Origin of the sequence: Devosia algicola, from assembly GCF_028816455.1 — a bacterium.
GTDB lineage: Bacteria > Pseudomonadota > Alphaproteobacteria > Rhizobiales > Devosiaceae > Devosia > Devosia algicola.
In genome coordinates this window covers 3,227,842-3,254,679 of record NZ_CP118246.1, presented here as the reverse complement: position 1 = coordinate 3,254,679, position 26,838 = coordinate 3,227,842, and the positions used below count along the sequence as shown (strand labels likewise).

At 54.1% G+C, this 26,838-nt stretch carries 31 protein-coding genes, 2 pseudogenes and 1 other annotated feature; of the genes and pseudogenes, 4 read left to right on the top strand and 29 right to left on the bottom strand.

Annotated elements, in window-relative coordinates; translation table 11 throughout:
- The first annotated feature begins 70 nt into the window (after window positions 1–70).
- The 4 genes and pseudogenes from PSQ19_RS17330 to PSQ19_RS17320 all read left to right on the top strand — a co-directional run bounded on the left by PSQ19_RS17330 (window position 71) and on the right by PSQ19_RS17320 (window position 3,358).
- Window positions 71–931 carry a helix-turn-helix domain-containing protein gene (locus PSQ19_RS17330; RefSeq protein ID WP_282218763.1) on the top strand — a complete coding sequence of 287 codons (861 nt, stop codon included), beginning with the start codon at window positions 71–73 and terminating at the stop codon, window positions 929–931.
- A 303-nt stretch (window positions 932–1,234) separates the two neighbouring features.
- Entirely contained in the window at window positions 1,235–1,495 is a 261-nt protein-coding gene (locus PSQ19_RS20045) for a Gfo/Idh/MocA family oxidoreductase (protein ID WP_407649026.1), read from the top strand.
- 11 nt (window positions 1,496–1,506) lie between these two features.
- A pseudogene (locus tag PSQ19_RS17325) lies at window positions 1,507–2,738 on the top strand (IS3 family transposase).
- Window positions 1,794–1,910: a sequence feature (AL1L pseudoknot), on the top strand. Its footprint overlaps the pseudogene before it by 117 nt.
- A 20-nt stretch (window positions 2,739–2,758) precedes the next feature.
- Window positions 2,759–3,358 carry a transposase gene (locus PSQ19_RS17320; protein WP_282218762.1) on the top strand — a complete coding sequence of 200 codons (600 nt, stop codon included), beginning with the start codon at window positions 2,759–2,761 and terminating at the stop codon, window positions 3,356–3,358.
- Here PSQ19_RS17320 and PSQ19_RS17315 read toward each other — a convergent pair.
- The 29 genes and pseudogenes from PSQ19_RS17315 to PSQ19_RS17190 form a co-directional block, all read right to left on the bottom strand.
- Window positions 3,348–3,530, bottom strand: coding sequence for a hypothetical protein (locus PSQ19_RS17315; protein WP_282218761.1), 183 nt, complete (start codon window positions 3,528–3,530; stop codon window positions 3,348–3,350). The genes PSQ19_RS17320 and PSQ19_RS17315 overlap by 11 nt on opposite strands.
- Window positions 3,531–3,675: 145 nt before the next feature.
- A complete protein-coding gene (locus PSQ19_RS17310; RefSeq protein WP_328517686.1) occupies window positions 3,676–4,677 on the bottom strand; it encodes a UDP-N-acetyl glucosamine 2-epimerase in 1,002 nt (333 codons plus the stop codon).
- A gap of 113 nt (window positions 4,678–4,790) precedes the next feature.
- Window positions 4,791–5,801 carry a polysaccharide biosynthesis protein gene (locus PSQ19_RS17305; RefSeq protein ID WP_282218760.1) on the bottom strand — a complete coding sequence of 337 codons (1,011 nt, stop codon included), beginning with the start codon at window positions 5,799–5,801 and terminating at the stop codon, window positions 4,791–4,793.
- Between the two features lie 146 nt (window positions 5,802–5,947).
- Window positions 5,948–7,222 carry a sugar nucleotide-binding protein gene (locus PSQ19_RS17300; protein ID WP_282218759.1) on the bottom strand — a complete coding sequence of 425 codons (1,275 nt, stop codon included), beginning with the start codon at window positions 7,220–7,222 and terminating at the stop codon, window positions 5,948–5,950.
- The gene (locus PSQ19_RS17295; protein WP_282220735.1) at window positions 7,176–7,841 is read right to left on the bottom strand and encodes a glycosyltransferase; all 666 of its coding nucleotides are present in this window, start codon (window positions 7,839–7,841) and stop codon (window positions 7,176–7,178) included. The genes PSQ19_RS17300 and PSQ19_RS17295 overlap by 47 nt, the downstream gene beginning before the upstream one ends.
- A gap of 59 nt (window positions 7,842–7,900) precedes the next feature.
- On the bottom strand, window positions 7,901–8,575 hold the full coding sequence (locus tag PSQ19_RS17290; RefSeq protein WP_282218758.1) for a glycosyltransferase: 675 nt from the start codon (window positions 8,573–8,575) through the stop codon (window positions 7,901–7,903).
- A gap of 332 nt (window positions 8,576–8,907) precedes the next feature.
- Window positions 8,908–9,633 (bottom strand): methyltransferase domain-containing protein, encoded by a 726-nt coding sequence (locus PSQ19_RS17285; protein WP_282218757.1) that lies wholly within the window; start codon window positions 9,631–9,633, stop codon window positions 8,908–8,910.
- A gap of 244 nt (window positions 9,634–9,877) precedes the next feature.
- Window positions 9,878–11,146, bottom strand: a complete 1,269-nt coding sequence (locus tag PSQ19_RS17280) for a glycosyltransferase (RefSeq protein WP_282218756.1) — start codon at window positions 11,144–11,146, stop codon at window positions 9,878–9,880.
- Entirely contained in the window at window positions 11,143–13,302 is a 2,160-nt protein-coding gene (locus PSQ19_RS17275; protein ID WP_282218755.1) for a heparinase II/III family protein, read from the bottom strand. The genes PSQ19_RS17280 and PSQ19_RS17275 overlap by 4 nt, the downstream gene beginning before the upstream one ends.
- Entirely contained in the window at window positions 13,299–14,165 is an 867-nt protein-coding gene (locus PSQ19_RS17270; RefSeq protein WP_282218754.1) for a lipopolysaccharide biosynthesis protein, read from the bottom strand. Before PSQ19_RS17270 ends, PSQ19_RS17275 begins: the two co-directional genes overlap by 4 nt.
- A gap of 49 nt (window positions 14,166–14,214) precedes the next feature.
- A pseudogene (locus tag PSQ19_RS20040) lies at window positions 14,215–14,523 on the bottom strand (oligosaccharide flippase family protein); the annotation flags it as partial.
- Window positions 14,524–14,709: 186 nt separating this feature from the next.
- A complete protein-coding gene (locus PSQ19_RS17265) occupies window positions 14,710–15,735 on the bottom strand; it encodes a glycosyltransferase family protein (RefSeq protein WP_282218753.1) in 1,026 nt (341 codons plus the stop codon).
- Window positions 15,736–15,796: 61 nt separating this feature from the next.
- On the bottom strand, window positions 15,797–16,909 hold the full coding sequence (locus tag PSQ19_RS17260; protein WP_282218752.1) for an N-acetyl sugar amidotransferase: 1,113 nt from the start codon (window positions 16,907–16,909) through the stop codon (window positions 15,797–15,799).
- Window positions 16,910–16,921: 12 nt separating this feature from the next.
- Window positions 16,922–17,380 carry a HisA/HisF-related TIM barrel protein gene (locus PSQ19_RS17255; RefSeq protein WP_282218751.1) on the bottom strand — a complete coding sequence of 153 codons (459 nt, stop codon included), beginning with the start codon at window positions 17,378–17,380 and terminating at the stop codon, window positions 16,922–16,924.
- Window positions 17,361–17,633 carry a HisA/HisF-related TIM barrel protein gene (locus PSQ19_RS17250; protein WP_282218750.1) on the bottom strand — a complete coding sequence of 91 codons (273 nt, stop codon included), beginning with the start codon at window positions 17,631–17,633 and terminating at the stop codon, window positions 17,361–17,363. Before PSQ19_RS17250 ends, PSQ19_RS17255 begins: the two co-directional genes overlap by 20 nt.
- A 52-nt stretch (window positions 17,634–17,685) precedes the next feature.
- A complete protein-coding gene (hisH, locus tag PSQ19_RS17245; protein WP_282218749.1) occupies window positions 17,686–18,312 on the bottom strand; it encodes an imidazole glycerol phosphate synthase subunit HisH in 627 nt (208 codons plus the stop codon).
- Between the two features lies 1 nt (window position 18,313).
- On the bottom strand, window positions 18,314–19,351 hold the full coding sequence (locus PSQ19_RS17240) for an ATP-grasp domain-containing protein (RefSeq protein ID WP_282218748.1): 1,038 nt from the start codon (window positions 19,349–19,351) through the stop codon (window positions 18,314–18,316).
- A complete protein-coding gene (locus PSQ19_RS17235) occupies window positions 19,344–19,874 on the bottom strand; it encodes a hypothetical protein (RefSeq protein ID WP_282218747.1) in 531 nt (176 codons plus the stop codon). The genes PSQ19_RS17240 and PSQ19_RS17235 overlap by 8 nt, the downstream gene beginning before the upstream one ends.
- Complete coding sequence (locus tag PSQ19_RS17230) at window positions 19,837–20,598, bottom strand: class I SAM-dependent methyltransferase (RefSeq protein ID WP_282220734.1); 762 nt, start codon at window positions 20,596–20,598, stop codon at window positions 19,837–19,839. The genes PSQ19_RS17235 and PSQ19_RS17230 overlap by 38 nt, the downstream gene beginning before the upstream one ends.
- Window positions 20,555–20,971, bottom strand: a complete 417-nt coding sequence (locus PSQ19_RS20035) for a metallophosphoesterase family protein (protein WP_407649179.1) — start codon at window positions 20,969–20,971, stop codon at window positions 20,555–20,557. The genes PSQ19_RS17230 and PSQ19_RS20035 overlap by 44 nt, the downstream gene beginning before the upstream one ends.
- Entirely contained in the window at window positions 20,946–21,260 is a 315-nt protein-coding gene (locus tag PSQ19_RS20030) for a metallophosphoesterase family protein (protein WP_407649025.1), read from the bottom strand. The genes PSQ19_RS20035 and PSQ19_RS20030 overlap by 26 nt, the downstream gene beginning before the upstream one ends.
- Complete coding sequence (locus tag PSQ19_RS17225; RefSeq protein ID WP_282220733.1) at window positions 21,257–22,141, bottom strand: NAD-dependent epimerase/dehydratase family protein; 885 nt, start codon at window positions 22,139–22,141, stop codon at window positions 21,257–21,259. Before PSQ19_RS17225 ends, PSQ19_RS20030 begins: the two co-directional genes overlap by 4 nt.
- A gap of 48 nt (window positions 22,142–22,189) precedes the next feature.
- Complete coding sequence (locus PSQ19_RS17220; protein WP_282220732.1) at window positions 22,190–23,239, bottom strand: DegT/DnrJ/EryC1/StrS family aminotransferase; 1,050 nt, start codon at window positions 23,237–23,239, stop codon at window positions 22,190–22,192.
- 14 nt (window positions 23,240–23,253) lie between these two features.
- The gene (locus tag PSQ19_RS17215; RefSeq protein WP_282218746.1) at window positions 23,254–23,382 is read right to left on the bottom strand and encodes a hypothetical protein; all 129 of its coding nucleotides are present in this window, start codon (window positions 23,380–23,382) and stop codon (window positions 23,254–23,256) included.
- A 31-nt stretch (window positions 23,383–23,413) separates the two neighbouring features.
- The gene (locus PSQ19_RS17210; protein WP_282218745.1) at window positions 23,414–24,235 is read right to left on the bottom strand and encodes an NAD-dependent epimerase/dehydratase family protein; all 822 of its coding nucleotides are present in this window, start codon (window positions 24,233–24,235) and stop codon (window positions 23,414–23,416) included.
- On the bottom strand, window positions 24,232–24,717 hold the full coding sequence (locus PSQ19_RS17205; RefSeq protein WP_328517777.1) for a Gfo/Idh/MocA family protein: 486 nt from the start codon (window positions 24,715–24,717) through the stop codon (window positions 24,232–24,234). Before PSQ19_RS17205 ends, PSQ19_RS17210 begins: the two co-directional genes overlap by 4 nt.
- 17 nt (window positions 24,718–24,734) lie before the next feature.
- The gene (locus PSQ19_RS17200; RefSeq protein WP_282218743.1) at window positions 24,735–25,190 is read right to left on the bottom strand and encodes a Gfo/Idh/MocA family protein; all 456 of its coding nucleotides are present in this window, start codon (window positions 25,188–25,190) and stop codon (window positions 24,735–24,737) included.
- A gap of 3 nt (window positions 25,191–25,193) precedes the next feature.
- Complete coding sequence (locus PSQ19_RS17195; protein ID WP_282218742.1) at window positions 25,194–25,712, bottom strand: acyltransferase; 519 nt, start codon at window positions 25,710–25,712, stop codon at window positions 25,194–25,196.
- Between the two features lie 79 nt (window positions 25,713–25,791).
- Window positions 25,792–26,829, bottom strand: a complete 1,038-nt coding sequence (locus PSQ19_RS17190) for a DegT/DnrJ/EryC1/StrS family aminotransferase (RefSeq protein ID WP_282218741.1) — start codon at window positions 26,827–26,829, stop codon at window positions 25,792–25,794.
- Window positions 26,830–26,838 lie beyond the last annotated feature (9 nt).

Genomic DNA, 26,838 nt, shown 5'->3' with positions numbered 1-26,838 from the left:
AAACCCACTTGTTGAACCTAATTTAACGAGGCACAGTGTTGGTGTCTTTCAATTTTGCAGGCTGAGAAAATTGAACACCGAGACGTTAGAGATGTATCGCCGACCTGACTCAATAGTCCTCCCCGAATTGGTGAGTCTCGGCTATTTCGTCACCTCGGAATCCCGACTCGGCGGCGTTCGGCAGGATGGCACCGGTGGGTTGGAAATTGGCTATCTCGAACAGGGAAGCGTCGAGTGGTGGGACGGTAAGGAACTGCACGAGGCAGGCCCTAACAGCGTCCTCATCGATCACCCCGGCGACTGGCAAGGTGGCGTCAGTGCAATTGTCCATCCCTGCACCCGCTATTGGCTGCGCTTTGACTTTCCTCACGACGAAAGTCTGCCTGGGCTCGCCGCCTCCACCACGATGTTACTGCGCGACGCCTACAATTCTATGGGACGCCGTCATTTCCCGGGCAGACCCGCGCTGCGGGAATTGTTTAACGAGTTGCTGGTCCAGCAACGCGATCCTGGGGCGTTTGCCGAGGACCTTAGCCGCGCCTTGTTTCACCAAATCATGATTGGGGTGCTGGGAGATTACGAACGTCAACAAGCACGGAAAAATTCACCCGTCGTTGTCAATGCGCTATCATACATGAAAGCCAATCTCGCTAGCGACATTCGTGTCGACGCCGTCTCGAACCACGTATCCCTCAGTACCGGCTATTTCCATGACATTTTCTTACGCGAAACAGGCTTCACACCGGCACGCTACCATATGTACTTGCGGATTATCGCCGCCAAACACGCACTTATAGATACCCAACGCTCGATCACTGACATTGGCTTCGAGCTCGGTTTTTCCTCAAGCCAGTATTTCGCCACGTCCTTCAAGAAACTCGTCGGCCTCACCCCCAATGGCTATCGGCAACTGCGTCGCGCGGACCTTTGATGAGATATTCCGCACCGTTATTGCCTCGAACGAGGTTTGTAGGTGCTGTTGGTACTCACCGACACTGGGTTCGGTTGGTTGATTGTGTTCGTCATTTGTGTCGGCAACGTGCCATTGCCGACGACCGAACTGGCGCAGCCCTGGCCGCCTAGTAGTCGAACAGGCTGATTTCATCAGTCAACAGTCCGGCGCCCTCGGCTAGCGTAGTCACGCTTTGGCCTACCCTCTGAATCTAGGATACGAGATCATCGGTCTCGTGAACCGATCCTTGAGAGAATTGCCGAAGGAACAGCACGCAACGAGGTGGTCTCAAGTTTCGAGGAAGACTTGGCGCTAAAGCCTGATCTCGTCTCGATCAACACCCACACCGACACTCACGCCCGCTTCGCAATCGCCGCCATGAAGGCGGCGTGCATGTCTTCGTGGAAACCGTTGGTGGCCGACGTTGAGGATGCCAAACAGGTTGTCGAGGTTGCTCAGCGTCTCCAGTGCAAGCTCGTGGGCGGTTGCGGTTCAACGTCAATTGAATCGCCCCGAGTTTGTCGGAGACATCAACTTAAGTAAGGATGGTGGTTATGACGAAAAGCAAAATGGCAAATCGCTACTCGCCCGAGGTCCGCGCACGAGCGGTCAGGATGGTGTTTGAGCATCAAGGCTCATACGAAACGCAGGCGGGCGCGATTGCGGCCATTGCACCGAAGATCGGCTGTATTCCCCAGACCCTGCGCGAATGGGTCAAGCAGGCCGAGAAAGACAGCGGTATGCGCGACGGTGTCACGACCGAGGAACGGGATCGGATCAAGGCCCTGGAACGTGAGGTCCGCGAGTTGCGCCAGGCGAATGAGATCCTGCGCAAGGCGTCAGCTTATTTTGCGCAGGCGGAACTCGACCGCCCACTGAAGCGATGATCGCCTTCATTGAAGATCAGCGCGCTGTTTACGGCGTCGAGTCGATCTGCAGAGTCCTGCCGATCGCGCCGTCAACATATTATCATCGTCTGGCGTGCGAAGCCGATCCCTCCAAAGCCTCCGCACGGCATCGGCGTGACATGGAGTTGCGTCCGGAGGTCAAACGGATCTGGGATGAAAACTATCAGGTCTATGGGGTCCGGCGTGGCATCAGCTAAAGCGGGAAGGCTATACGCTGGCGCGCTGCACGGTGGAGCGCTTGATGAAACAGATCGGCATCCGTGGTGCCGTGCGTGGAAAGGTGGTCAAGACGACGGTCCCTGACACGTCAGCGCCCTGTCCGCGTGACAAGGTAAACCGCGTGTTCCGGGCGCCTGCACCGAACCTGCTCTGGGTCAGCGATTTTACCTATGTGTCCACGTGGCAAGGCTTCATCTATGTGGCCTTTGTCATCGACACATTCGCTGATCGCATCGTCGGATGGCGGGTCTCACGATCGGCCAAAACTGACTTTGTTCTCGATGCTCTCGAGCAGGCCCTGCATGATCGACGGCCGGTCCAAAAGAGCGGATTGGTTCACCACTCGGATCGCGGCGGGCAATATTTGTCCATTCGATACACCGAGCGTTTGGCCGAAGCAGGCATCGAACCATCGGTCGGCAGCGTCGGGGACTCGTATGATAACGCCCTCGCTGAGACGATTAACGGTCTCTACAAAACCGAGCCTGGTCCACCGCCAGGGTCCATGGCGCAACATGCAAGATCTGGAAATGGCCACCCTCGGATGGGTCGATTGGTTCAACCACAGACGCCTGCTTGGCCCCATCGGAACCATCCCGCCAGCAGAGGCTGAAGAGAACTTCTATGCACAGCGCGACGTGCTCGATATGGTCGCGTGAAATGAAGCTAAAGGTCTCCGGTGAAACCGGGACGATTCAAATCGGCCGATGAGATCTGGCCAAACGAGCCCGCCAAGGCGGCACAGAAGGATACCGACGCGCGCTGGACGCTCAAGATCGGCGGCAAGGTGCGCTACCGGCAGGACGGCACGCCGCTGCCCATGATCGCCATCCCGGTATTCGGCTACAAAAGCCACATCAGCATCGACCGGCGCTACGGCTTCATCAGAGCCGCGGCGGTGACCTCCGCTTCCCATCCTGATGGTCGGATGCTGCGCCAGGTCATCGACCGGGAGAATACGGGCAGCGAGGTCTGGGCCGACAGCGCCTATCGCTCACAGAGCAACGAGGCCTGGCTCGCCGATCGCATGCTGACCAGCCGCATTCATCGGCGCAAACCAAAGGGCAAGTCGATGCCGATCGCAACCGCGCGGGCCAATGCGGTCAAATCGTCGATCCGTGCCAGGATCGAGCATGTGTTTGCCCATCAGAAAAACCGGTTCGGCCTGTTCATCCGCACCATCGGCATCACTCGGGCCGAAGCGAAACTGACTCTGGCCAATCTGGCCTACAATTTCGACCGCCTCGTCTTCCACGAAAAGCGTACCGTCATGGCATGAGTCTGCCCGGATGACCGGAAAATGTCCGCGTCGGGCACCGGAGATCGTCAAATGCCAGCCTAAATCCGCCAAAACACTGAAACTGGCCGGCTGTCACGGCGACGGCAGGCTCAGTCACCCAGTTTTTGCGGGTGTCCAGCTTGAACTCCCGGCTGAACTTGCGTCTTTCCATCAAAACTCTCCAGTTCCAAAAAACACCTTAACTCGGTGTCCTCAAAACCGACAGCAGCACATCCAACAATGTGCACCCCCAGAAGCCATTCCAATCCTACAACATCCGCGTCGAAAGGCGCACAGCGCAGTCAATAATCGACGACCTAGAGTGTCTTGGACCAAACGGTTCGGTTGATATAGTCGATGTTGCTCAGCACAACTCGTAGGATCTGCTCGGAGACCTTGGGTGCGTCGTAGTCGGGTACCCTGCGAACCGGTCCTCCAGTTCCTGACGTGACGACGCAGACGGCGTCCATAACTCGTTCCAATTCGCCACTGGACATGATCAACACTCCCGAATCCATACCCTCTGGGCGTTCATGGGCGGGGCGTATCGTAACGGCCGGAAAGCCAAGCAATGCACTTTCTTCAGTTATCGTGCCGCTATCTGATATAGTGCAAAACGCGTCAAGCTGCAGCCGCACATACTCGGTGAAGCCAAACGGTTTCAGGTACCGGATGCGACTATCCACGTGCTGATCTGCAAGCGCGTCGATTCTCTTCCTGGTTCTAGGATGAACCGACATGATCACAGGCATGTCGTATTTGGCCGCGAGCACATTGAGCGTCTGGATCACCTCGGCCAGCTTAGTCGGACTGTCGACGTTTTCCTCGCGATGCATGCTGACCACGACGTAGTTCTTGGGCGACAGATTCAGGCGTGCAACGACGTCAGATGCTTCGATGCGCTCTTTGTAAAATTCCAGGACCTCATGCATATGCGATCCGGTCTTAATGATTGTTTCGGGTCGGACGCCCTCTGCCAGCAGATGGCGCCGCGCATGCTCGGTCAGGACCATGTTAATGTCGCTTAGATGGTCCAGTATTTTGCGATTCAGTTCCTCTGGCACACGCTGATCAAAGCAACGGTTTCCCGCCTCCATATGAAACACCGGGATTTTGCGTCGCTTGGCCGAAATCACGGACAGGCAGGAATTGGTATCACCATAGAGCAGCACGGCATCGGGCTCCTTCTCCTCCATCAGTGCGTCAGAGCGTTCGATGACACGCGCGATTGTGCCTGCGGCGGTATCACCACCTGCGTTCAGAAAGTGATCAGGGCGACGAATGCAAAGATCATCGAAAAAGATTTGGTTGGTTCTCATAGTCAAAATTCTGACCAGTATGAACGAGCGTGTGATGGGTGTGCCGGTCAAAGGCGTCGATGACGCGGGACATCTTGATCAGTTCGGGCCGCGTCCCGACAATTGTCATAACTTTACGCATCAAGTTTATCTTTAATGTAGTCCAGTGAATTGAGCATTTCTATCACGCCCGGAACGTCCAAGCGGGTCGTATTGTGCGAGGTGTAGTCATCGAAGGCCGACACCCTGGTTTCCCCATCGACGAAATACTTGTTGTAGTTCAAGTCTCGCGCGTCTGCCGGCACCCGGAAATATTGCCCCATATCCTCGGCCCTGGCCATTTCTTCGCGAGACAGGAGCGACTCGAACAGTTTTTCGCCGTGGCGGGTGCCTATTACCTTTATCTTGGTCTGGCCGCCGAAAATCTCGCGCAGTGCTTCGGCTAGATCCCCGACAGTAGATGCAGGGGCCTTCTGGACGAAAATGTCCCCTTGATTGCCATGTTGGAAGGCATGCAGTACCAGATCAACAGAGTTTTCGAGTGACATCAGGAAGCGGGTCATCGTCGGATCGGTCAGCGTGAGCGGCTTTCCAGCCTTCATTTGTTCGACAAACAGAGGAATGACCGACCCGCGCGATGCCATGACATTGCCGTATCGCGTAGCGCTCAGCACCGTCTTGCCACTGTCGAGCATGCGGGACTTGGCGACCATAAGCTTTTCCATCATGGCCTTGGAGATTCCCATGGCGTTGATAGGATAGACCGCCTTGTCGGTACTCAGAACTATAAGGCGCTGGACGTCGCACTCAATGGCGGCGTTTAGGACGTTTTCTGCCCCCAGAACATTGGTCCGCACAGCTTCCATGGGGTAGAATTCGCACGACGGCACCTGCTTGAGGGCTGCCGCGTGAAAAACGAAGTCGACGCCACGCATCGCCTGCTTGACGCTATCATAGTCGCGTACATCGCCGATGTAGAAGCGTAGTTTGGGATGATTCAGGGCGAGCCGCATGTCTTCCTGCTTCTTCTCATCGCGACTGAAGACACGGATCTCCCTAACCTCAGTGTTCAGGAAACGCTTCAGGACGGCGTTTCCGAAGGAACCGGTACCGCCGGTAATCATCAGTATTCCGTTGGAGAACATGCGTTTCCCTTTACTTGAACGAATGCATCATGGCCACCAACTCCGGCCAGGATGGTGGGGCATAGCCAACCGCATTGTTGAATCGCGTTGCATCCAGTGAGCGGTCGATGGCCAGATCGGCATTTGGTTCCAGATGGATCCCCTTGTCATACTGTCGGTTGACTAGCATCCAGAAGGGCAAATTTCGCGATGGGCGCCGCGGCAACGTGATATACGCCGTGAAGGTCCGGGTGATTCAGAACGTGGTCTCTCACAACTCTGGACAATTCGCAGGTCGGCAGTCCTGAAAAAATCGCGTTCGTATAGCCGCGCACGCTGCCCGATTGCGACAGGAACCATTCAACAAGCCCGTGGCTGCTGTTTAGTTCTCGACCCACGATCGAGGTGCGCAGAGTGATGGCGTTCGGGTAATCGACCTCGCCAAACAGCTTAGAGCGTCCATAGACGTCTTGTGCATCGGGTTCATCGGCCTCCGAATAGAGGCCCTTGCGGCCAGAAAAAACGCAGTCCGTGCTGACATGGATAAAGCGGGCATTAGCCAGCGCGGCGAGCCGTGCCAAACGATGCGGCAACAGTGCGTTAACGGGAAACGCAACTAGCGGGTCGTCCGCGTGTGCCAGTTGCTTGACTAGGCCAATGCAATTGACCACCACTTCCGGTCGCACACTGGAAAAGACCCTCACAAGGGCATCCTGATCCTCGGCGTCAACTCCCGAGATTAACCGTTTCTGGTGGTAATCCTGAAAAAATCGACGCGCTCCATCCGAACGAATTGTGCCGAATACGGTGTGGTCAGTCGCCCTGGAGAGCATATGCAACATCGCGTGGCCCAACATGCCCGAGGCGCCAAGAATAAGAATTTTCATTTTCTGGAATCCACTTCGTGGGTCAACTGTGCGAAATGCCCGACCAGCGTATTGGTGAGCCTTCATAGCCGAAAAATGCTGGTCAAAATATGCGCGCCCGCGGACGCCCATGGCATTTCGCTCGGCATCCGTCAGGCCAGCGAGTTTCACGATTGCGGCAGCTAGTGCCGCTGCGTCTTCTGCTGGCGCAGCAACGCCGGCACCGGCTTCATCCACTAGGCGGGCACCTTCACCATTCATCGAGGCGATGATCGGCCGCCCGGCGGCCAGATAGGCCTGCAACTTGCTGGGCACTGTCAGGGCAAAAATTGGTGCGTCCACCAAACTAACCAGAAGGCACCCTGCTGCACCCAAGATTGTATCCATGTCCTTACTATCAAAGCGGCCGCAAAGAGTTATATTGGGAAGCATGCCCGACTTCCCCTGATCGCGAAGGTAGGTTTCGCGGCTGCCGCTCCCCACCACGAAAAAACGTATCTCGGGGCGGTCCGCGAGCAGCCTGGCCGCGTCAACGATGGTGTCCAGCGCCTGAGCCTGTGCCCAGATTCCCGGCAAACACGACGGAAAACTGTTGACCTATGTCAGATGCCAGACGGGCCACCTTTTCGCTGACCTGCGTCGAGCGCTTCTCCAAATATGGATTGGGATAATAATGGATCTTTTCAACTTCGGCATATTTTGCCACCGGCTCGATAAACGCCCGTGATTGCACTAGTATCCGATCGCTCGAACGGTAGATCAGCCGCACAAGAGCAGAGACAACGCGCAAGATCATCCGGTTGCGCACATGTCCGGTGGCCGTCAGGCTGTCCGGCCAGAGATCCTGGACCCACACGACCAACGGGATGCGTCGCAACTTTGCCAATAGCACGGCCGGCAGCGCCTGCAGCAGTGGCGAGATGCCATAGACGAAAACAATATCGACCTTTTGTCCGCGTAGAGCCCACGGCCCTAACAATGACGCCGACAGGATGAAGGATAGGTAATTGAGGGCCAGACCAATCCTGGAGTAACCACGGGCCATCATCGGAATCCGGACAACGAGAACGTCGCCGAGATGTTCGCGTGAAATGCCCCCGCCATGATATCCGTCATAAAATGTGCCTTGGGGGTAGTTCGGCTTTCCGGTTAACACCGTGACGTCGTGGCCCATGCCGGAAAGCAGGACCGCCAGATCATTTATGACAAAGTTTTCTGGCCAGAAGTACTGGGTGGTGATCAGGATCTCGCATGTTAGCGGGCCGCCAATATCTGATCAAGGAACGCGGCGGGCTCGGGGACCTGTATCGGTGGTTCGGCGTGACCCTGATGCCGCATGACGGCCTGGGCTATCGAACGGGCAGATTCCGGATCAAAGGTAACGACAGGGACTACGACGTCGCGAACATAGTCGCGTTCCGATGCGACAATAGGCAGTCCCGCCTGGGACGCCTCGACAAGTGGCAGACCGAACGACTCGAACATGGATGGAAAAATCAGAGCCCGACTGCGGGCCAATAGCCCCGCAATGGCAACGGGATCCGACACATCCTCCACTCGAATTGAAAGTCCGGCACCCTGCGCACGCGCATTGGTCCAGGCCAACAGTTCCCCATCCCGCTCCTTGTTAAGCGTCAAGCACAGCGTTGGATTCAAGCCATGTACACCCAGAATCTCCCATGCTTCTACCAAGCGGCGGTGGTTTTTATGGGCTTCACCGGATGCTACGTAGACATAATCGTAAGTATGTTTGTCGTTATCGGCAGTGATCTGATTCAGGAGAGGTGAGAAGGGCATAACGCGGGCTGGGCGGTCCATGATTTCTTGAACCTTCCTCGCCATAGTCGGTGTCTGGACGACAATGTCCGCACTACGCAGGAATGCCCTGAGCCAGACGCGCTCGATGACAAGTCTCAGACGCAACTTCATCGGCAGGGCCTGCGTCGACACCCCTCCGATCACGTAGCGGCTTTGAACGTAGACCAGCACCTTAGCCCTACTGGAAAAAACGGTAGGCAGGTTGCCAAAACATAGGACTGTGTCACCGGCAGTCGCCCGCATGTGAAGTTCCCACTCCGCTTTGAACCGTCCCCACAGGCTGGGATTAACGAAAACGACTCTCACGTCTTCGTGCAACGCTGGCAGGTCCCCTATGCGACTATCGACATATACCGTGCAGGGTCGCTTAATTGCTCCCAGCAGTGGCAAGAGCAGGGATTTACCACCACCTGAATGCACATTCGACGCTTGGATGTAGAGTATCAAATATCACCTAATGGGCGAGCAATGACCATCAGTGTTTCTCCGCCCAGCATCCTGACGCCGAAATCCTTATTCAGCGCACAGAGAAGCCGACGGAGCCATCCGAACATCCGGGTTCTTAACGCCAGCTGGGGAGCATCCAGAGACGCGTTGGTGTATCTCGCTTCCAACACTTCGTAGCCTGACTCTTCTAGCAGCAACACGGCCAGTTGCTTTGTGAAATAATGAAGGTGCCCAACCTTGTCACGGACGTGAAGCAGCGGCGTTTCGCGCACCACGCTCGAAGCGGAAAGGTCGAGCGGTATATGGCAGACGATCAGCTTGGAGCGACTGCGCAAACGGGACAAAAAGTCCCACGGATTGCCAAGATGCTCCAGAACATCGACGACAAGAACGACGTCCGGCACCGGGGTATCCATTTCCAAATAATCGCCCAGACCGAAGTGAATTCCGAGGTGGCTGGGTTCGCCCCAGAAACGCTGTGCATCGGGGGCAATATCGTACCCCTCCATACGGGCATTGGGCAGCATCTTCTGCAATCCTACCAGTACCGCACCCGATCCGCATCCGACCTCTACGACGCTTTGGGGAACGACAGCATGGTCCGCCAGGATTTGCGCAATCTTTCCAGCTTTCCATGGAGCATCTGCTGAGTCCCAGTCAGGATTTTTTTCGGCGTAGTCGCCGTTGAGGTAGCGATCAAGTGTGGGATCAGGACTGTTCACAGTACTACTTTCGCGATGGATATTTAGATGACCTGGCCAATGCCTTGAGAGCGTTATCACAAAGAGTGTGCATCGCCTTGCCGTCTCCAAAACGTGACAAAAAAAGAAATTGGCGACCGGTCACACATCAAAGATGAAGCGAACAGCTCAAGTGGCAGGACTTGTAACAAAATTGCAGCGACTTGTCCTACTAGTGTTGGAGACATCAACATATTCAATTGCTCCGTCGCAGCTGATGTCACGCTCAGTCAGCGGCACCCATCATGGCGAGATATTGCCGAGTGATATATTCGGGGGAATGTGTCAGACGGATATTTTCGACATATTCGGCCGTGATGGGCGGCGGATTTGCCAGAAAATCGGCGATTTTTGCTGTGCTCTGACCATCTCGAACACTAGATTGACTCGAAAGCGTGACGCAGGATGGATGGGTCAAAAGCATGTGGCCTGAGGCGTCGCCCTTCATGCTTACGATATTGATGATCGGACGCGCCACCGCGACATATTCAATGACCTTGCTTCCAAGTTGTGTAGTTGAATGATTGCCAATATTGAGCAAAGCATCCGCATCCGCCATTGATTTCGCTGCGACCTCCCGAGGCACTAGGCCATGCACAATAACCAGATGGGGAAGTCGCGCCACATACTCGGCCAGAATATCTCCGCAATCGTTCACGGCACCATAGAAGTGCAATTCATAATGTCGGTCCGGATAGGCCTTGGCCAGGGCCTCAAAATGTTGCAGCGCCGCCGTCGGATTGCGAAGATCGCGGTATAGTGTCCCCACGAACACCACCCGCGTCGGAGGGCCGGTTCGAGTTGGCACAATCGGTGTGGCAGGTAGGGATAATAGAGGGCCGATAACACCAATGCTGCCCCGTACCGACTGAAAGTTATAGCGATAGAGCTCTGCTGTCGTTTCGGTAGTCACGCTGACGCGAGTGGCGCGCCGCAACACTCTACTTTCAGCCCAGGCGCTCAACCAACCATAGAGATACCGATTGTAGGGTGCGGGCTCTGCCATGAGGGAATAAGGATCGCCAATATCGACGAGCCAGTCCACATCCTTTTTGTCATTTCCCGCGAGCAGCCATACAAGATGTCCCGAGAATGGATGCGACGTAGTTATGATGTGGTCGAAGTTATACCGCGTTTGCAACTCCCGTGCCCTGGCCGCCGCGGGTATAACCCAGCCGCAGGCATAGTCCGGCCAATATAGGCCACGCCATAGACGGCGAATGAGTTTCTTGGCCCAACTGCGAATGTGCGTTGCACTGCGGTCTGTTGCGATGTCCATGGGCGTCCCACGCGTAGCTGATGCTCGTGTTCGCTGAATTCGATCCGCAACACGATGAACAACGAAATCGCCACCATCAGGCACGCTCGACTGTGCGGCACAAAGAATGTGTACTTTGTGACCAAGCTTGGCCAGTTGATCTGCAATTGCAGCCCATCGGAAAGCGCGTGGCGTCAAATCTGGTGAGAACGAATGTGAAATAACCAGTATTTTCATCTTGGTCCCGTGCCGTCGGCGAAGCCATAGCCCGACGAAAAATCGATCTTATCTGGTTGCGGATCGGAGATATGATGACCATCTGGACTGAAGTCTACTATGCTTACCCGATCATTGCACACGCGCACAATCCGGTAGACGTCAAAGCCGTAACCGCGGTGGCGACCGACAAATCCTTCGTCCCCAAAAAATAAGCATTCCCCTACGGCGCTTTCCCTCAAGTCAAAGACGCCCAACAATAAGTCTGCAGGTTCGTGATGTAGGTGACGGGGTGCATGATGAACCATAACCGAACGATATCGATTTCGAACCTCGGGGAGGGGCGTGTAAATGTAGCTTCCCGGATCTCGTGCTAGCGACTTGCCATCCATCAACAGCTCAATCGCTAATTGGTCGCAATGGGCATGCGCGCCCAGGCCGTGAATACCGATTTCGCCGCACCGAATCGCTAGATACAAGGTCGGGCTTCGGAATACGAAACAACCCATGCCGTTGAACTTCTGCCGTTCCAATTTGTCTAGGATGCCCGGTCGGGAACAAAAATCGGTACGCCAAGCGCTCACCTGTTCCACCGTATCGCTCAAAGCAAGGAGTTCGTTCCAAATGTCTATGTTTCCGACGGAAGCGTCAGGGCACTTGGCTGCCGTTGGCCGTGTGTTGGCGAGGCTCCCTCGGCCCGCAAACGCAGCTATTATTGCGGAGGCAGCATCCTCACATCCATAACCAAGAAAAGCGTCTATCCCGGAAACCACTGACCGGTGATCAAGCGACCAGGCAGGGTGTCCCGGATTGCCCCTTGCAGCGTGCACTTCACTGGCGCCGAAATTTAGGAAGCGTCCGCTGTCGTTATCACCAAACTGTACGATTAGGCCGTCGGGCCGCGTTAGCGCTTTCGTAAAGCCAGCCATCTTATGCAGCCGCTCCCTGCACCATGGCGGGATTGGGCCTAAGCGAGACGTTCCAGGAACCGTGTGAAGCGCCAGTGGCCCGGATTTTCGACGAGGCGGCGTTGGCTCGGACCAATCAATTGCCTGCGCAAACGAAGCATGTTTTTCGACTGGTAAATTGTCGAGCAAAGCGAATGACCACAATACAATTTCTGACGACAACCTATGGTAACAGACGCTGGCCTCAAAGGTGCTGCCGTCGGGGTGGAACTGGTACTCAAGTTCCGTGATCAACTCTGCGGTTCCAAACGAGAGCCAAATTTCTGTCTCCCTGCTGCGCGATAGATGAACCGCGGCAAACAGGAGACCGGCAATATTGGCAAGGTAGTGATTACCTCTAAATATCGGTGACCATTCCATATTGCGCGCAATATGCCGACCATGAGCAAGGACACTATTCGAAAAAATTGATTGGAAGTCCTCTCCAAGGTCGACGCCGGTAGCGGCCATCATGTCAAAGGTCACAACCATGTTGGCGACGCGTATTCCAACATCCATGGCGCAGGCCCAGTTGACGCCAAAGCCGGGTGGGTTGGTGGCGATGAAATCCAGCATCTGGTTTTTTGCCTCACGCACATAATCATATGAGGTGCGTTCGGCAAGAAGGCCCGCTCTTGCATAATGCGCTGCCAGCGCGAGCGCTGGGAGGTGCTGCATTCGCGCCAACTCCCAGGGCACTTTTACGTCAACGCCACGCAGGTGCCCGAAGCGTATTCGGCCGTACCAGGTCTTCTCGCTCCACCGATATCCAGACTTAAAATCCAATTGCCAGTCGATTGGGGTGTAGCCGCCCTCGATGCATCGCCATATCCGGCGCGACTCCGCGACGTTGCTACGATTAACTAACTTATCAAGCCAGCGACCATCCGCGTCAACGTCGGGTGCCATCACGGGATCAAAGGAGATTCCCGCCAGACCAGCGCATTTTATTCCATGTGCAACAACGACCGGCCCAGACCCCAGCAGATCAAAGCGATGACCTATGGCATCGTCCGCGAGACGTGAAATTACTCCAGGATGCCATGGCGACAAAGCCGCCAGTCGAACCATGAAATCGTGATCAAGGAAACCGAACCGTTCATTCTGCGACTGAGCGCCAGCCGTTGCGGCATAGGTTGGTGTCGATAGTGCCCGCATTTGGTCTAGCGACCGACGCAAAACACGCCCCGCGCGCGCAGCAATTCTTTCCTGCAGGGCCCACAACTTCATGATCGCGTACCTTTATCAGCGGTTGCGACAATTGACAGCTTCGCTATCTCACTTGCGATCACTCTATAAACCAACGATGCGGTAACCAATGCTACGACAATCTGAGCCGTCGCAGCACCCCATACCCCCGCCCAAAGAACGAATGGATAGCCGACCAAAAAAGCAACGGCTGTCGTAATCGCGGCAATTATAGTCCCCTGTTTTATGGCACCAATGCCGACCATTGCTGCTCCTCCAACGGCATAGGTGCACCAGACCCAGAAACGAAGCATCAAAATCGCCACCATCAGGCTGAGACCATTGTAGTCTGGCCCTAGAAATAGATCTTCCACCAAGTAGGCAAGTGTTGTGGCGCCAAGCGCTGTGACCGCACCTGCCACCGTCAGCCCAAATGTCCATCGCCGAAGACTAAGCTGGAATGCGATTCGATCTCGCATCAGGCCGGTAAAGTGCGGCGTTGCAACACTTTGTACTGCACCTGCCAGCGCGCTGGCGGCGAAAAAGAATATCGTTGCAAGCGAATAGACTCCGATGAGGCCGCGGTCCTCGACAACCCAATCCAGCAACATCAGGTCGGCGTATTGTCCGACAGTACTAATCAACATCCCGACGAGGCTATACTTGGCGAGAGCAGAAAAATCCCTTGGAAGTGGCAAAGTTGGGTGGCCAAATGTCGGGCGTGCTGCCATGAGTAGGGGAACCACGCCACTTAGGACTGCGACTAACGTCGCCAGTAGGAGCCCCGGCAATCCGAATAGCCAGGTGCCAAGGATCGTCAGACACAACGACAGGCTCCGTATGGCAATCTGAGAATAGGCGAGGAACCTGAAACGCTGCACGGCCTGCAGGTAAACCAGCAGCAAGCTGGTCCCCGCGAGAGCCTGGAATTTGCAAGGAATATGCGATCAAGACAAGGGCCTCATCACCCGTGCGGCCCGACAACGCAACAAGAATCGCGCAGGCGACGGTGGTAGCGCTAGCGATCAGCAGTAGCCAGACCAACGCCCTACCGAGAAGCGCGCGTCTTTGTCCCTCGTCCAGCATCGTATCGGCGCAGTATCGCAAAATTGGCGCTGTTAGCCCGCCAGCGCCCAAAATTGTCGCTACAGCTGCATAGGCTATGGCGATGCGAACCAAAGCAAACTGTTCAGCCGGCAGCAAACGGGCAATCATGATCACGCCAAAGAAGGCGAGCGCCTGTTGGGCGATGTTTGCAGTCATTACGTGTGAAAGTCCAGGCGGCAATTTTGCCGGAATAGATGCAATCTCAGCGCATATCCGCTTAATCAATTGCCGCTGTGCCAGATCATCCTTCAACTTTGAGCGTCACCCTCTGGCCGGACATATCGTCGAATAATTCCGGCTAATAGTTTCTTCTGAGGCAGATGTACTAATTTTACAGGAGCATCAGGTTTCTGACTTGGCGAGCCCAATTGCTTTGTAAACTTCCAGCATTGCATGTGCTACGACCTTATCATCATGGTACTTCCGCACATATGATTGACTAAGCTCGGAAATATTGGCTCGTCTGACGTCGTCAACTATTAGGCCGCGCAGAACGTCCGTAATTGTGTCAGGATTTGCGTTCACAAGCGGCAGGTCTGAGGGGTATTTTTCGACCAGATCGGGCCGGAGGTAGGTGATTGCGGGTTTGCCGTACGCCATTGCTTCTACGGCGGTCACCCCGTACGAGCCACACCTCAACTCATCGACGTAAATGTCGCAACTCGAGAGTTCTCTGTAGAATTCCTTCTGCGCCAACTGACGCACCAATTTGAACTCGAACTGAAGCCCTTCGGCCTTTAGCCTTTCCACCGCTGCAACAATCTGCTCCGTTCCTTTGACATGAGTATCGGTAGGAACGTGGAGCACAACAGGCGAGCGACGCTGAGGCGAAACCGAGATCTGGAATCGCGATAGATTGAGCGGTTGTCGGAACGTGAACACACGCTCGAAATAAGGTGCGACATATTCAATCATTTCGCAGTCCGTAGCAACGTTTTGTACGTATTTAGAAATTGCGCGAAGGTACGTTCTCGTCCGCTCGTCTTGTTCAGGATCGGCATCGCGATAGAAGTACGGGTTGTTGCGCCGTGCCAACTCGATTATCCGTGCGTCACTACCGCCAAAACTAACGATCATCGGTACGCTGCGCAACGAAAGGTACGGCCCTTCCAACAGATGATGCATGGTTCCGCGCAGCAGGTGGCTACCATGATAATGGATCAGGGAATATCGCGATGGTATTTGGGCCAGAAAAGAAGCGCGCCTCAGGAATTTTCTGGCTCGCGACTCAGACTTTGAGGCAACGGCCGAATGATGTGGCAGCCGGCGATTAAGGTCGGCGAAGTCGGAGTCTTCGGGGATGACGTTTTCAGACGGAGCGCCAATAGAGGTCAACCCCTCGGCGAGCCAATAAGGCCAGCCCGCCAAACTTCCATACTGTAATATTGGTTTACTTGTTTCCATATATATTAAGATTTTTCTGTGTATTTCATATAGAAACTCTTGGGAATAAGATCTGCCTTATACATGGCCCAAAAGAATGGACGCATTTTTTCAAATGTCTTTTTATATGTGACGAAATCCTTGTAGGTTTTTTTGGCAAATTCATAATCTGACTAAATTCAGAATCCGAGTATCCAAGTCGTTTCTTAACGAAGTCCACCAAGTCCGATTCGATGTGCGGCGGCTCGCGCATCAAGGCTAACGCCTCCTCTCGAGGCATCCAGTTATTCCTGCAATAGGCCGAATATCCCGCGATTCTAAAGTCAGTGTCCCACCGCGTGGGGAAGAAATAGCTATGAACAAAGGCCGTAAACCTGTTTTCAAGATGATGACCGCCGTACCACTGCCAACCGTATTTTTCGGCCAGCAACTTTTTTGCGGCCTCTTTGTCGTAGTCCATATAGTAGAGCGGCCGAACCTTTTTTATGCCGCTGAACAGCATCCAGCGAAGCTGATCTTTCATCCATAAATTGGGAAAAGTTTTCATCGGACGCGTTCCGTATTTTTCGTGCACGGACTGGATGTACTTTCCATCCATGTAGACCCAGCCCAAGGGCGCTATGCCCTCCGTTCGGAACGAATGCCCTTCAATCATGTATTTGACGCCAAATTTCTCCGCCGCCTTATATAGCGTAGTCGCAAGGGCGATGTCGGTCGGGCAATCAATATCCTTCACCCCAGCGCTTAAGAACGAGCGATAGATATCGTCGTATTCCTTGTTATCGACCACAATTGTGAATAGGTCGACACCAAGCTTTTCGAGCACACTGTGTATGTTCTCGGTAGCAATGGTTGAGTTCCACGTATTGTCAAAGTGCGCCGCCAACAAACGGAGACCGTACACCTCTTTCATCTGGTGCACGAGGTAAGATGAATCGCACCCGCCGCTGACGCCTATAATGGCATCGTATTTTTTGCCTTTGCCGGCGGCTCGCATTTCATCAACCATCTTATCGAGGCGCGCAAGGCCCTCGGCACCAGTCGGATACTCAGCTTCCATAGCCTCAATCTGACGGCAGTAGCTGCAGACGCCGTCTACCGGATCAAATGAGATGTTGGGGACGGTTTCGTCATAAATGCAGCGAGAGCAAACGAGCATGCTAGAATCTTCCTATTCAAACGCCGCCTCTTGGTCAGGTCGCGACGGAAACTTGATCAACACGCCCAAATCTTTCCCTTGAAAAACGGCAAGGCTACCGATGGCCACTGCGGATACACCGGCCTCCTTGACTGCCAAGGTCGCATCCAGAAGCGAACCGGCACCGCCAGTTGCAATTACGGGCACACCCACTGAACTGCTAACCTCTGTCAGAAGTTTAAGGTCAAATCCAGACCAAGTTCCATCTCCATCGATTGAGTAAAGCAAAATTTCGCCCGCCCCTTCCGAAATTATATACCGTGCAGCGTCAACGGGTTTTCGCTTGATATCGATTTTCCCGTTTCTGATACGAGTGGAATAACCCCCGAGAAGATTTCGCTTAACATCCAGCGAGACAACGAGGGCCTGCGATCCGAATTCATCCGCGGCGCGCCGGACTAACCCAGGTTCTTCAAATGCTGCAGGCTCCAAGGGCAATTTTCTCTATTCCCATAGCAAAAAGGCGTCGCATATCATTGACGTTGCGAACGCCGCCGCCGTAACAAATCGGCATGAAGCACTCTGAGGTCAACTTACCCAGTGTGTCGAAATCAATGCCGGCGTTCCTCGTCGTGGCATGAATATCGAGCAGTACGAGTTCGTCGACTTCCTTTTCATTGAATATCCGCACGGCGTTCACCGGATCACCGATGTAAGCCAACTCCGTAAACCGCACCGTTTTCACCAGCGCTCCCCGCTCATAAGCAGGCAGGGCATTAGTCGAGTTTGAAGCATGGTCAGAGCTCGATGAAGTTTTTTAAAAGTTGCATGCCAAAGCGGTGACTTTTTTCAGGGTGAAACTGCACACCCATGACGTTGCCACGATGCACGCCAGAGGCGAACCGCTGCCCATACTCAGTGTAAAAAAGCGCGTCGGCGGGGTTCTGGGTATCGTAAAAGTACGAGTGCACAAAATAAAAGCGCGCATCACTTTCTAGGCCCCGGCATAGTAGGTGTTCCTTTGCAGGGGTCACCCCGTTCCAACCCATGTGAGGCACCTTCAACCCGATAGATTCGCCGTCAAAATCGAAGCGGCGGACCTCACCAGGAATAAGGCCAAGGCCTTCTAGTCCGCCCTCCTCGCTTGCGTCAGATAACAGCTGCATGCCTAGGCAAATCCCGAAAAGTGGCCGTCCTGCGCGGGCATGGTCCTTTAGCGGCTCAACAAACCTCAACGCCGATAGCCGACTCATGGCGTTGTCGAAGCTGCCAACCCCAGGTAGAATAATTTTGCTTGAAGCAGCTAAATCTTCGGATCGACTGGCAGCGAACCCCCGCCCACCAGCTTTGCGGATCATGTTCAAAACTGAGCCTATATTGCCCGCACCATAGTCAACAACTGCTATCGCCTCAGAATCCTCCATATTAGACTAACGTTTCTTTTAGGCCGCGCAGTACCGTACCAAATCGGTAAGGGGGCGTATCGGAGATATCCTCTCCGAGAACGTGCTTACGTATGAGAAGGTCGGGCTCGTTGAACCCGAGCATGGCCCTTATCGACGACGTGCCCGAGAATCTTGGATTGATCTCAAAGATCATGACTTTGCCGTCCGCAACGCGACATTGCACATTTATAGCATACTTGGCACCCAACGCGGCTCCAACTTTCTCGCAGTGGTGCCGAACCATATCGTAAGCCTCAACCCGCCCTTGAGAAACCCCACTGCTAACCGCTAAAACGTCACCCAAATCCGCGCGGCCAGTATTGTTGGGAACCCGAATCCTGTTACTAAGACTGGTTAGTATGAACCTGTTCAATGCAATAGAGTTGATGAGATTGCCATTTCCATCAAATAGTACTCCTACCGTATATTCTTGATCTACACGTCCAACATACTCCTGAAGCAGCACGGCGTCATAATACCGAAGGAGGAAACCGACGATCATCCGCAATTCATCGTCATTCTGGATGAGATAAACATTCTGTGACCCACCACCAACGGTCGGCTTAACTATCAGCGGGAACAAATTTACTTCATCTAGGTCTACAAGCGCCTCAATAAGCCAACTCTGTGGGCAATCGAATCCGTTCGCCACCAAAAAACGTGTTGTCTCGAATTTGTCCGAACAGGTGGCAATCACGTTCGCATCGTTCACGGCCACCATAGTGACATTAGCGCGGATTTCATCTGCGCTGGCGGCCATTGCCCGCAGTTCAGGTTCGGACCCCGGCAACACAACATCGACGCGCTCCTGCCTGCACACACCCAACAATTTCTCAACGTAGGCGGGATCGCTCGCACGCGGCAAGGAATGACAACCATCTGCTCCACTATGTTTGGCTACGTCAACATCCAGATCCGTACCAATTACACGCATCGGCAGCGTCGACATGCCGAGCGCTTTGATCAACTGCTCCCCAACACCGCCGCCTCCTACACCGGTTACAAGAACGTTAATCATTTGCTGCGCTCTGCGGATCTATATCTGCCAAATCCGAGATCAGCATGATCTCAATTCCAACTGGTAGAACATCCAACAAAACCTTCTTCAGCGCGCCGCCAAAGGTTCGAGACATTATTATCAACGTATCAACGGGGTCCTCTATCAACGACGACCTGCTCTCTATTGCGATGGGAATTCCAGGATAGAAAGTTCCGACTAAACTTGGGTCATCATCAAAGAAGCGTACGCCATTAAATGGTATTCCAATTATCCGCATGGAATTCACAAATCTGGCTGGTACATAGACGCCCAATTTTCTGTTGTCTGCAAGCGCCCGTTGGCAGAAATCGCGCAGAAGATCGCAACTCGCCTGTCCGTTCTCAATATAACGAGTTGCGGTCGCAATGGCCGAGGCGACCGACTGTTTCGAAAGCGTCGTCTTTTCTGTGGCTGGCGAAAGTTCAGCGTAGACAGACCCACCAAATGCGGCTGCCTCACAACGCTTAGCATCCAGACCGCCAAGTACCATCGTATTGAGCAATGTGTCTTGGTCGAAATAGGCTCCAATGCTCGTGAAAAAGCGTAGAGACATCAAAATTTCTGATGTATGGGCCCTCGTCTGGAACCGACACGAAAATCCGGCCGCCAGGCTCGAGATAGTCGCCAAGCATAGCGGCCAAGGCGACAGGATCGTCAACATGCTCAAACACAGACATTAAAACAATCGCCGAAAATTTGAGCCCGTGAAGCTGGGGCGATGGAAAGAAATCCTTGATAACCTCTATTCCGTAGCGCTCGGCGCCGGACTGGCCTTGAGGCCCCGGTTCAATTCCAATAACTGAAGTAAACGACCCCCTAAGGCGATCAAGCATGTATCCATTGCCACACCCGATCTCCAGTAGGCTCTGCCGCGAGCATTCCGGGGTCTTTTGAACCCATTCGGAAATGAACTCCAGAAAGTCGTCGGCATATTGCCGACCAGCGCCAATCTCATCAACATTGCTGCCAAGGATTGAACCCAATTCGTAGACATTTGCCAGACAGTCGGCGACAACTGAGCTGGGCGTTTGAATTACGCGCCCGGTCATCTTATCATAAGATAAAACAAAAGGCAGCTCGTTGGGAACGCCATTGCCATTATTCGGCGTGCTTTGGGCACCCCAAATGAAAGGTAGCGCCTCAATCGCCCAACGAGCCGTCGTCGCCATTTTTTTCTTTCCATTACTTAAACCCCTCAACAAGGTTTCCGACAAACTCACTCGCACGTCGATCAAGGCACTTCAGCACGTCCTGATGCGGAGAAGCTACTCGTGCGAGCAGCTTTGGGGTGTCGACGCGCACTCGATGAACGCTGCACTCGCCCGTGTCGCTGTCAAAGCTTGCGCAACTTGCGACATTGCCTATGTCGCGCGGAAGGCCGCACGATCCAACGTTTAGAAGTGTCGTGCCCCCTACCTTGGCAACAAATGGCCGGTGAGTATGTCCCATCGCTATCACATCCGCATCCACATCAGCGAAGACTGTGTGATCCGACCAAGGGTATACGTAACCGTTGGTTGGGTCCAAAGCGCTCCCATGCACTAGCAGCAGTTTGTACCCGTCGCACAATACCTCACGTTGACGCGGCCACGCACGCATCCAGTCCAAATAGTCGCCTATCTCTTCTAAATATTCGGCTTTCAGCTGATAAGAGCCTAGAATCTGAGTCATCCACTTTTCCCGCTAAGATCATGTCGTCGTGGTTTCCCAAGACAGCGTCCACCTCGTTGTCATGGAGCAGTCGAAGTACGTCTCTCCACCCAGAAAAATAGCCGACGGCGTCGCCTAGAAAGTATATCTTATCGACCGCGATCCGATGGAGTGCCGATAGGCAGCGCTCAAGACCCTCCGGGTTGCCATGTGCATCAGACAACAAGCCAATCTTCATTGCAGCCTCTCATTCGACGTGCCAATTGTGCAATACCAAGGCTCAATTGGAACGCTGGGCTTCCAATTTAAATTGGCCATTGCCCGCTCCCGTGACAGTTGGGCGCGGTAGAAATTTGCTGGCCCGTGGTCATCGGAGTAAACAATTCGCCCCGCGCCACATATATTGACGATTTTTTCCGCCAGCAAGCGCATGGAAATGGGCGAGCCGTTTACTATGTTATAGATATCCGAAAAACGTGACGCGTCGTGGCCTACCATGCGAATCACTGCAAGACGCACAGCGCTTCCAATATCTTGAGCGTGGATGAAGTCTTGCGTTCGGTCACCTGTTCCAACGACGACCAAATCTTGCCCAGCAACAGCCTGCCTAACAAAGTTGTACAGAACTCCTTGGCGACCTTGGTGGGTAGCGCTGTAGGGGGAACTGATCCTCATTATGTAATTGGCGGCATCGAGGCGCTGAATTTTCTTTTCTGTGGCGTATTTTGACGCTGGGTACGCGGGAAGCGGTCCAATTTCCGAGGCCTCCGTCCATGGCAGCGCCGAGTTCGCGTATACGCTCACGCTTGAAACAAAAATTACACGCGCGTCACATGCTATAGCTAGTTCCAATATGTTGGAGTCGATTTGGGTATTTGCCGCCGCGGCATGCTCGTCATCCAGCGAGTTGGGCAGTACAGCGGCAGCGTGGACGATAACTGAAGGAGAAAGACTTGCAAGTTCCTCGCACTCATTGCCAACCGTCAGATCAACGACCACCTGCTCCCCATTGACCAAGTCGGACAGCGGCCTGCGAACTACGCCTATCGGCCTGATTGTCGACATTTGGGCTAGGCTATGCATTATGTGGGCCCCCACTAGCCCGCCTGCGCCCGTCACAATTACCAATGGCCGCACAGTCAGTTGGCCAAAACTGACGCTACCGCGTCAACGACCACCGAAACATCCAGCCCCAGATAACAGGGCAGTGTAATCGTGTTCGCTTCCAGCCAAGTCGAGTTTGGCCGCGGCTCGCCGTATTTCCCGGCGAAGTATGTGCAATTGCTCATTGCGTAAGTGCCAATTGTGGTCTCGATACCAAGGTTCTTGAGCCTTGCCGATCAGACCATCTCTACTGCAGCCGGTCGGCACCTTGAACACCATTGACTGAACATTATAGCGAACGTCTGAACCCACCGATTGTGCCACAAAACCAAGTGGTGCCATCACGTCGATATAGCGGTCGCGGATGCGATTGCGCTCGTCTATGATGTTGTCCAGTTTGGCCAGTTGCTTTCGTCCCATCACCGACTGTAACTCAGGGAGCCGAAAATTGTATCCGTAATTGACGAAGTCGAGCGCAACGCCTTTCATCCCCCGGGCGCCGTGGGCCAATTTGACATCTAGCCAGTCAGCCCAGTCCGCCCGATTTGTCGTTATGGCGCCACCCTCGCCGGTACACAACAGTTTCCGGGGGTGAAAGCTGAAGCATGTTGCGTCAGAGATGGTGCCGCAGCGCGCGCCCGCTTCGGCGCTGCCGATCGCACAAGCGGCGTCCTCTATCAGCGGCAACCCGAGGCGTCGGCATAGATCGCGGATAGCTGTAACCCCTGTCGGATTGCCGAGTGCATCTACAAATATTACGGCCCGGGTTGCCGGGGTGACTGCAGCTTCAAGGGCAGACGGCGTCATATTGAAGGTGCTAAGCGATACATCAGCAAATACTGGGCGTGCTCCAAGATCTTCGACAACGTTGGCGGTCGCGGGGAATGAAAAATCAGAAACGATCACCTCGTCGCCGGCCTTGATTTTCAGAAGCTTCAAGCAAACCCACAGAGCCGTTGTTGCTGATGTGACGAGATGAGCATGACTTGCTCCCGTGTACCGGACAATATCATGGCGAAAGGCCTCGCAGTGGTGCCCGCGCGTAAACATGCCGCCTTCAAATACCTCCCGAAAATCTGCCTCGACCTCATCAAAGGAGATATTGGGCCTCATAAGTCGGATAGATTTCACTGGGTACCTTCCTTGGAGCGCAGAGTGTACCAATCCAACGTCGCCTTCAGACCCGCGTCGAAATCGGTCAACGAATATTCGATGAGGGAATGTACTTTTACGTTGCTGGCGCTGTGGCTCAGCACGTCAGCATGCCGGGCCTGCTTGCGAACGATTTCACCTGCGTAGGCTCATCTGACTGCAGATGCGCTCTATAAGCGCCGCGATGGTGATCTGATTGTCGGTAGCAATGTTGACCGCCTCGCCCGCCGGCAACACACCGAACAATTTCACAACAGCATCCACCGTGTCATGAACATATATGAAATCGCGGCTCTGGTTACCCTCGCCGTGGAGTTCGGGTTTGTCACCGTGCAAAATGCGCCAAGCGGTGATGGGGATCACACCTGCCATCATGCCCTCGTGGTTTTGTCGGGGGCCATAATTATTGAACGGACGGACAATGAAACTGTCCAGCCCAAACATGTGGACATAGCTTTCCACCGCCAAATCCGCCGCGGCCTTGCCTGCTGCATATGTGGTGGTGGGATTGCGAGGGTGCTTTTCGTCCATCGGTTCATAGACAGCGGAACCATATACCTCTGAAGTAGAGAAATGGCACAGCGTGCGAAAAGCGCCGCGCCGCTGCAACTCCAACAGATTGAGCGCAACGGCCACATTCGTGGCGAACGCATTTGCTGGGTTAAGAAACGAGTAGTTCAGTGCCTTGGTCGCGCAGTTGAAAACAACCGAGATCGCATGCCGTGAGAAAATATACTCGAGACTAGTCATGACCTCCGCGTCATCGCGATAAAACGCAAGCTTGCCGCTTGCGACCGCTTGGGACAAGTTATCCTCCGAGCCAAGAAACAGATTGTCGATGACCACAACTTCAGCGGCACCCTCGGAAAGCAACTTATCAACAAGATGGCTGCCGATAAAACCAGCGCCGCCTGTTACGAGTACAACCTCATCCTTGAAGCTTCGAATTGCCGTCATACCGTCACCGCCCGCTGAATCTGATCACAAATGCGCATTGCTTGTAGTCCGGCTTCCACACCAGGTAAATCCGCGGACGCTTCGCCGCGGCAACTGGCAACGAAGGCTTGCAACTCAGTCAGCAATGCTTCCTGCGGACGAACCTCCACGGCCTCCTGTATCGCCGTTATCGTGTACGGCTGTCCTTCCGCCTGCCGTATCTCTGACTGCCGATTGATGATGATCTCCTTTCGTAGCAGCTCGCAATCAACGAACTTATCGATGCAAGTCGCCTCGATAAGTCGCTTCTTCTTGTCTGTTATGCGGCTGGCTTGGATACGTGAAAATCGCCCATTGTCGTGAGTTATCAAGGCGGATGCAAAATCAATCATACTGTCTCGGGCAAAACCATGCGCAACCACTTCTTTAGCTGGACCATTCAGATAAAGGGCCAGATCAATATCGTGGATCATTAGGTCTGTTACGACATCGACATCGGTAATGCGTGAGCCTGAGTTTGTTAGTGCGTGTGAAGTCGATGCTGACCACTCGTTCCGCGCGATCCAGAATCGACTTGAGCCTCTTGCACCGCGGGGTTGAAACGCTCAATGAATCCCACTTGGATGTTCAGGCCATTCTCGGCAGAAAATGCAGCGATTTCCTCAGCTTCCGCCAAAGTGCCGGCAAGCGGCTTTTCGACAAAGATATTTCTGACCGTTGTCGAGGAGAGTCGGACAAAATTCGCGTGGGTAACCGTTGGTGTGCATATGATGATTGCATCTGCCGGCCCCGTGGCCTGCGATAGGTCCTCTAACGCCGGAATACCGTAACTTGCGCCAAGCCGCTCGGCCAAGGACAAATCAGAGTCTGCGAGAAATGCCAATTCCACGCCCCGGAGCATTGAAAGGACACGCAAATGATTCTGGCCCATTTTTCCCAGACCGACGAGTCCCACTCGCAAAGGTAGGTCGGACATGGCCTAGACCTCCTTCACGCGATTGCCGCTTTTGTCGATCTTGGCGACGGGCCTCGCGGGATTACCTACTACAAGCGTAAATGACTCGACGTCCCTGGTAACCACGCTTCCAGCTGCTACCATCGCGAACTCACCAACGGTAACACCGCAGATAATGGTTGAGTTTGCGCCAAGGCTTGCTCCATTCTCGATCATTGTTCGCGTAATTTTCCAGTCAGAATTAAATGCCCTTGGCACCTTGTCATTGGTAAAGGAGACATTGGGGCCGACAAAGACGTCGTCTGCGATCTCAACACCATTGTAGATCGACACGCTGTTCTGGATCTTACACCGGCGGCCGATCTTGACTCCGTGATCAACATAAACATCCTTCGAGATGATGCAGTGTTCGCCGATCACAACGTCCTCGCGGATTTGCACATTGATCCAAACCTTGGTGCCCGGACCAATCCGTGCTTTTTCGGACACGTGGGCGGAACTGTGAACAAATACGTCCTGATTCATGTTCGACGACTTGATCATACGGTTCGAACCGCCTCATCCACGACATTCACGACTCGTTCAAGTTCGGTCATTCTCATGTAAGGAAAAAGTGGTAAATTCAACACCGAAGCGCAAAGCTGGCGACCCGCACGCCCCCCACGTGCGTGCACATATAACTGCGCGCGCCCTGCTGATCTGAAATCACTCCAGGATAAATGTTTCCAAAGCCAATTTCTGCGTGCCTCAACGCTGACTCCACAGCCGTCTTTTTCTGAGGGTCGTCAAACATACACACATTGCAATAACCATTTTCTACGTAGGCGTCCGGCGGCATCATTATCCTAATTCCCAAGCTGGGTAACACGTCCTGATAATAAGCTGCGGCGCGACGACGCGAAGCCAGCCTCGCGTCCAAGTGGTCCAAACTCAAGTTGAGAAAGGCGGCCTGAAGGCTATCCAGACGCGAATTCCAACCAACATCCGCATAGCCGTAGTGCGCTGTTCGTCCATGATTCGCTAAACGGCGCGTGCGCGATGCTAGTTCTAGGTCGTCGGTCATTATAGCGCCGCCGTCACCGGCTGCACCCAGGACCTTCGCGGGATAGAATGATGCAGTGGAGATCAGGGCACCTTTATAGATCGGCTGACCTTGATAGGCTGCCCCTAGGCATTGAGCACCATCCTCGATCAATAACACTCCTTCGTCACGGCAGATCGTCCTGATTTCGGCAAGTCGCCCGCTGCCCCACCCGTAGAGATGCGCAATTATGGCGGCCTTCGGTTTTAGGTCGTGAATAGCACGCCGAAGCGCCGCAACAGAAATTCCCCCATCACTTAACTCAACGTCAAGTGTAGCTGGCATAGCGCCGACGTTTACCACGGCCTCAAAGGTCGCCCAGAATGTGACATCGGGCACCAAAACTGTATCGTCAGGCCCGACATTCAACGCCCGTAGTGCCAGTTGCAAGGCGTCGGTGCCATTGGCACAGGTGACGACCGATTTTACGTCCAACAATTCTCCTAAGCGCGCCTCAAGTCGCTGCACTTCGGCGCCGCCCATGAACTGCGCGTCGGCCAACATAGCTGCAAACTTTGCGCTTACAGCATCAAGGAAGCCATCTTCATAGCGCTTGATATCTATGAACGGTACTTTCAAGGTATTCTC

Bases quoted from the DNA above. Each gene is read 5' to 3' on its own strand.
- PSQ19_RS17240 (WP_282218748.1), bottom strand. From the start codon at position 19,351: ATGATTAACGTTCTTGTAACCGGTGTAGGAGGCGGCGGTGTTGGGGAG.
- PSQ19_RS17210 (WP_282218745.1), bottom strand. From the start codon at position 24,235: ATGACGGCAATTCGAAGCTTCAAGGATGAGGTTGTACTCGTAACAGGC.
- PSQ19_RS17195 (WP_282218742.1), bottom strand. From the start codon at position 25,712: ATGATCAAGTCGTCGAACATGAATCAGGACGTATTTGTTCACAGTTCC.
- PSQ19_RS17305 (WP_282218760.1), bottom strand. From the start codon at position 5,801: ATGTTCTCCAACGGAATACTGATGATTACCGGCGGTACCGGTTCCTTC.
- hisH (WP_282218749.1), bottom strand. From the start codon at position 18,312: ATGGAGGATTCTGAGGCGATAGCAGTTGTTGACTATGGTGCGGGCAAT.
- PSQ19_RS17200 (WP_282218743.1), bottom strand. From the start codon at position 25,190: ATGTCCGACCTACCTTTGCGAGTGGGACTCGTCGGTCTGGGAAAAATG.
- PSQ19_RS17310 (WP_328517686.1), bottom strand. From the start codon at position 4,677: ATGAGAACCAACCAAATCTTTTTCGATGATCTTTGCATTCGTCGCCCT.
- PSQ19_RS17290 (WP_282218758.1), bottom strand. From the start codon at position 8,575: ATGAAGTTGCGTCTGAGACTTGTCATCGAGCGCGTCTGGCTCAGGGCA.
- PSQ19_RS17220 (WP_282220732.1), bottom strand. From the start codon at position 23,239: ATGAGGCCCAATATCTCCTTTGATGAGGTCGAGGCAGATTTTCGGGAG.
- PSQ19_RS17260 (WP_282218752.1), bottom strand. From the start codon at position 16,909: ATGCTCGTTTGCTCTCGCTGCATTTATGACGAAACCGTCCCCAACATC.
- PSQ19_RS20030 (WP_407649025.1), bottom strand. From the start codon at position 21,260: ATGAAGATTGGCTTGTTGTCTGATGCACATGGCAACCCGGAGGGTCTT.
- PSQ19_RS17280 (WP_282218756.1), bottom strand. From the start codon at position 11,146: ATGAAAATACTGGTTATTTCACATTCGTTCTCACCAGATTTGACGCCA.
- PSQ19_RS17275 (WP_282218755.1), bottom strand. From the start codon at position 13,302: ATGAAGTTGTGGGCCCTGCAGGAAAGAATTGCTGCGCGCGCGGGGCGT.
- PSQ19_RS17315 (WP_282218761.1), bottom strand. From the start codon at position 3,530: ATGGAAAGACGCAAGTTCAGCCGGGAGTTCAAGCTGGACACCCGCAAA.
- PSQ19_RS20035 (WP_407649179.1), bottom strand. From the start codon at position 20,971: ATGCGTGCGTGGCCGCGTCAACGTGAGGTATTGTGCGACGGGTACAAA.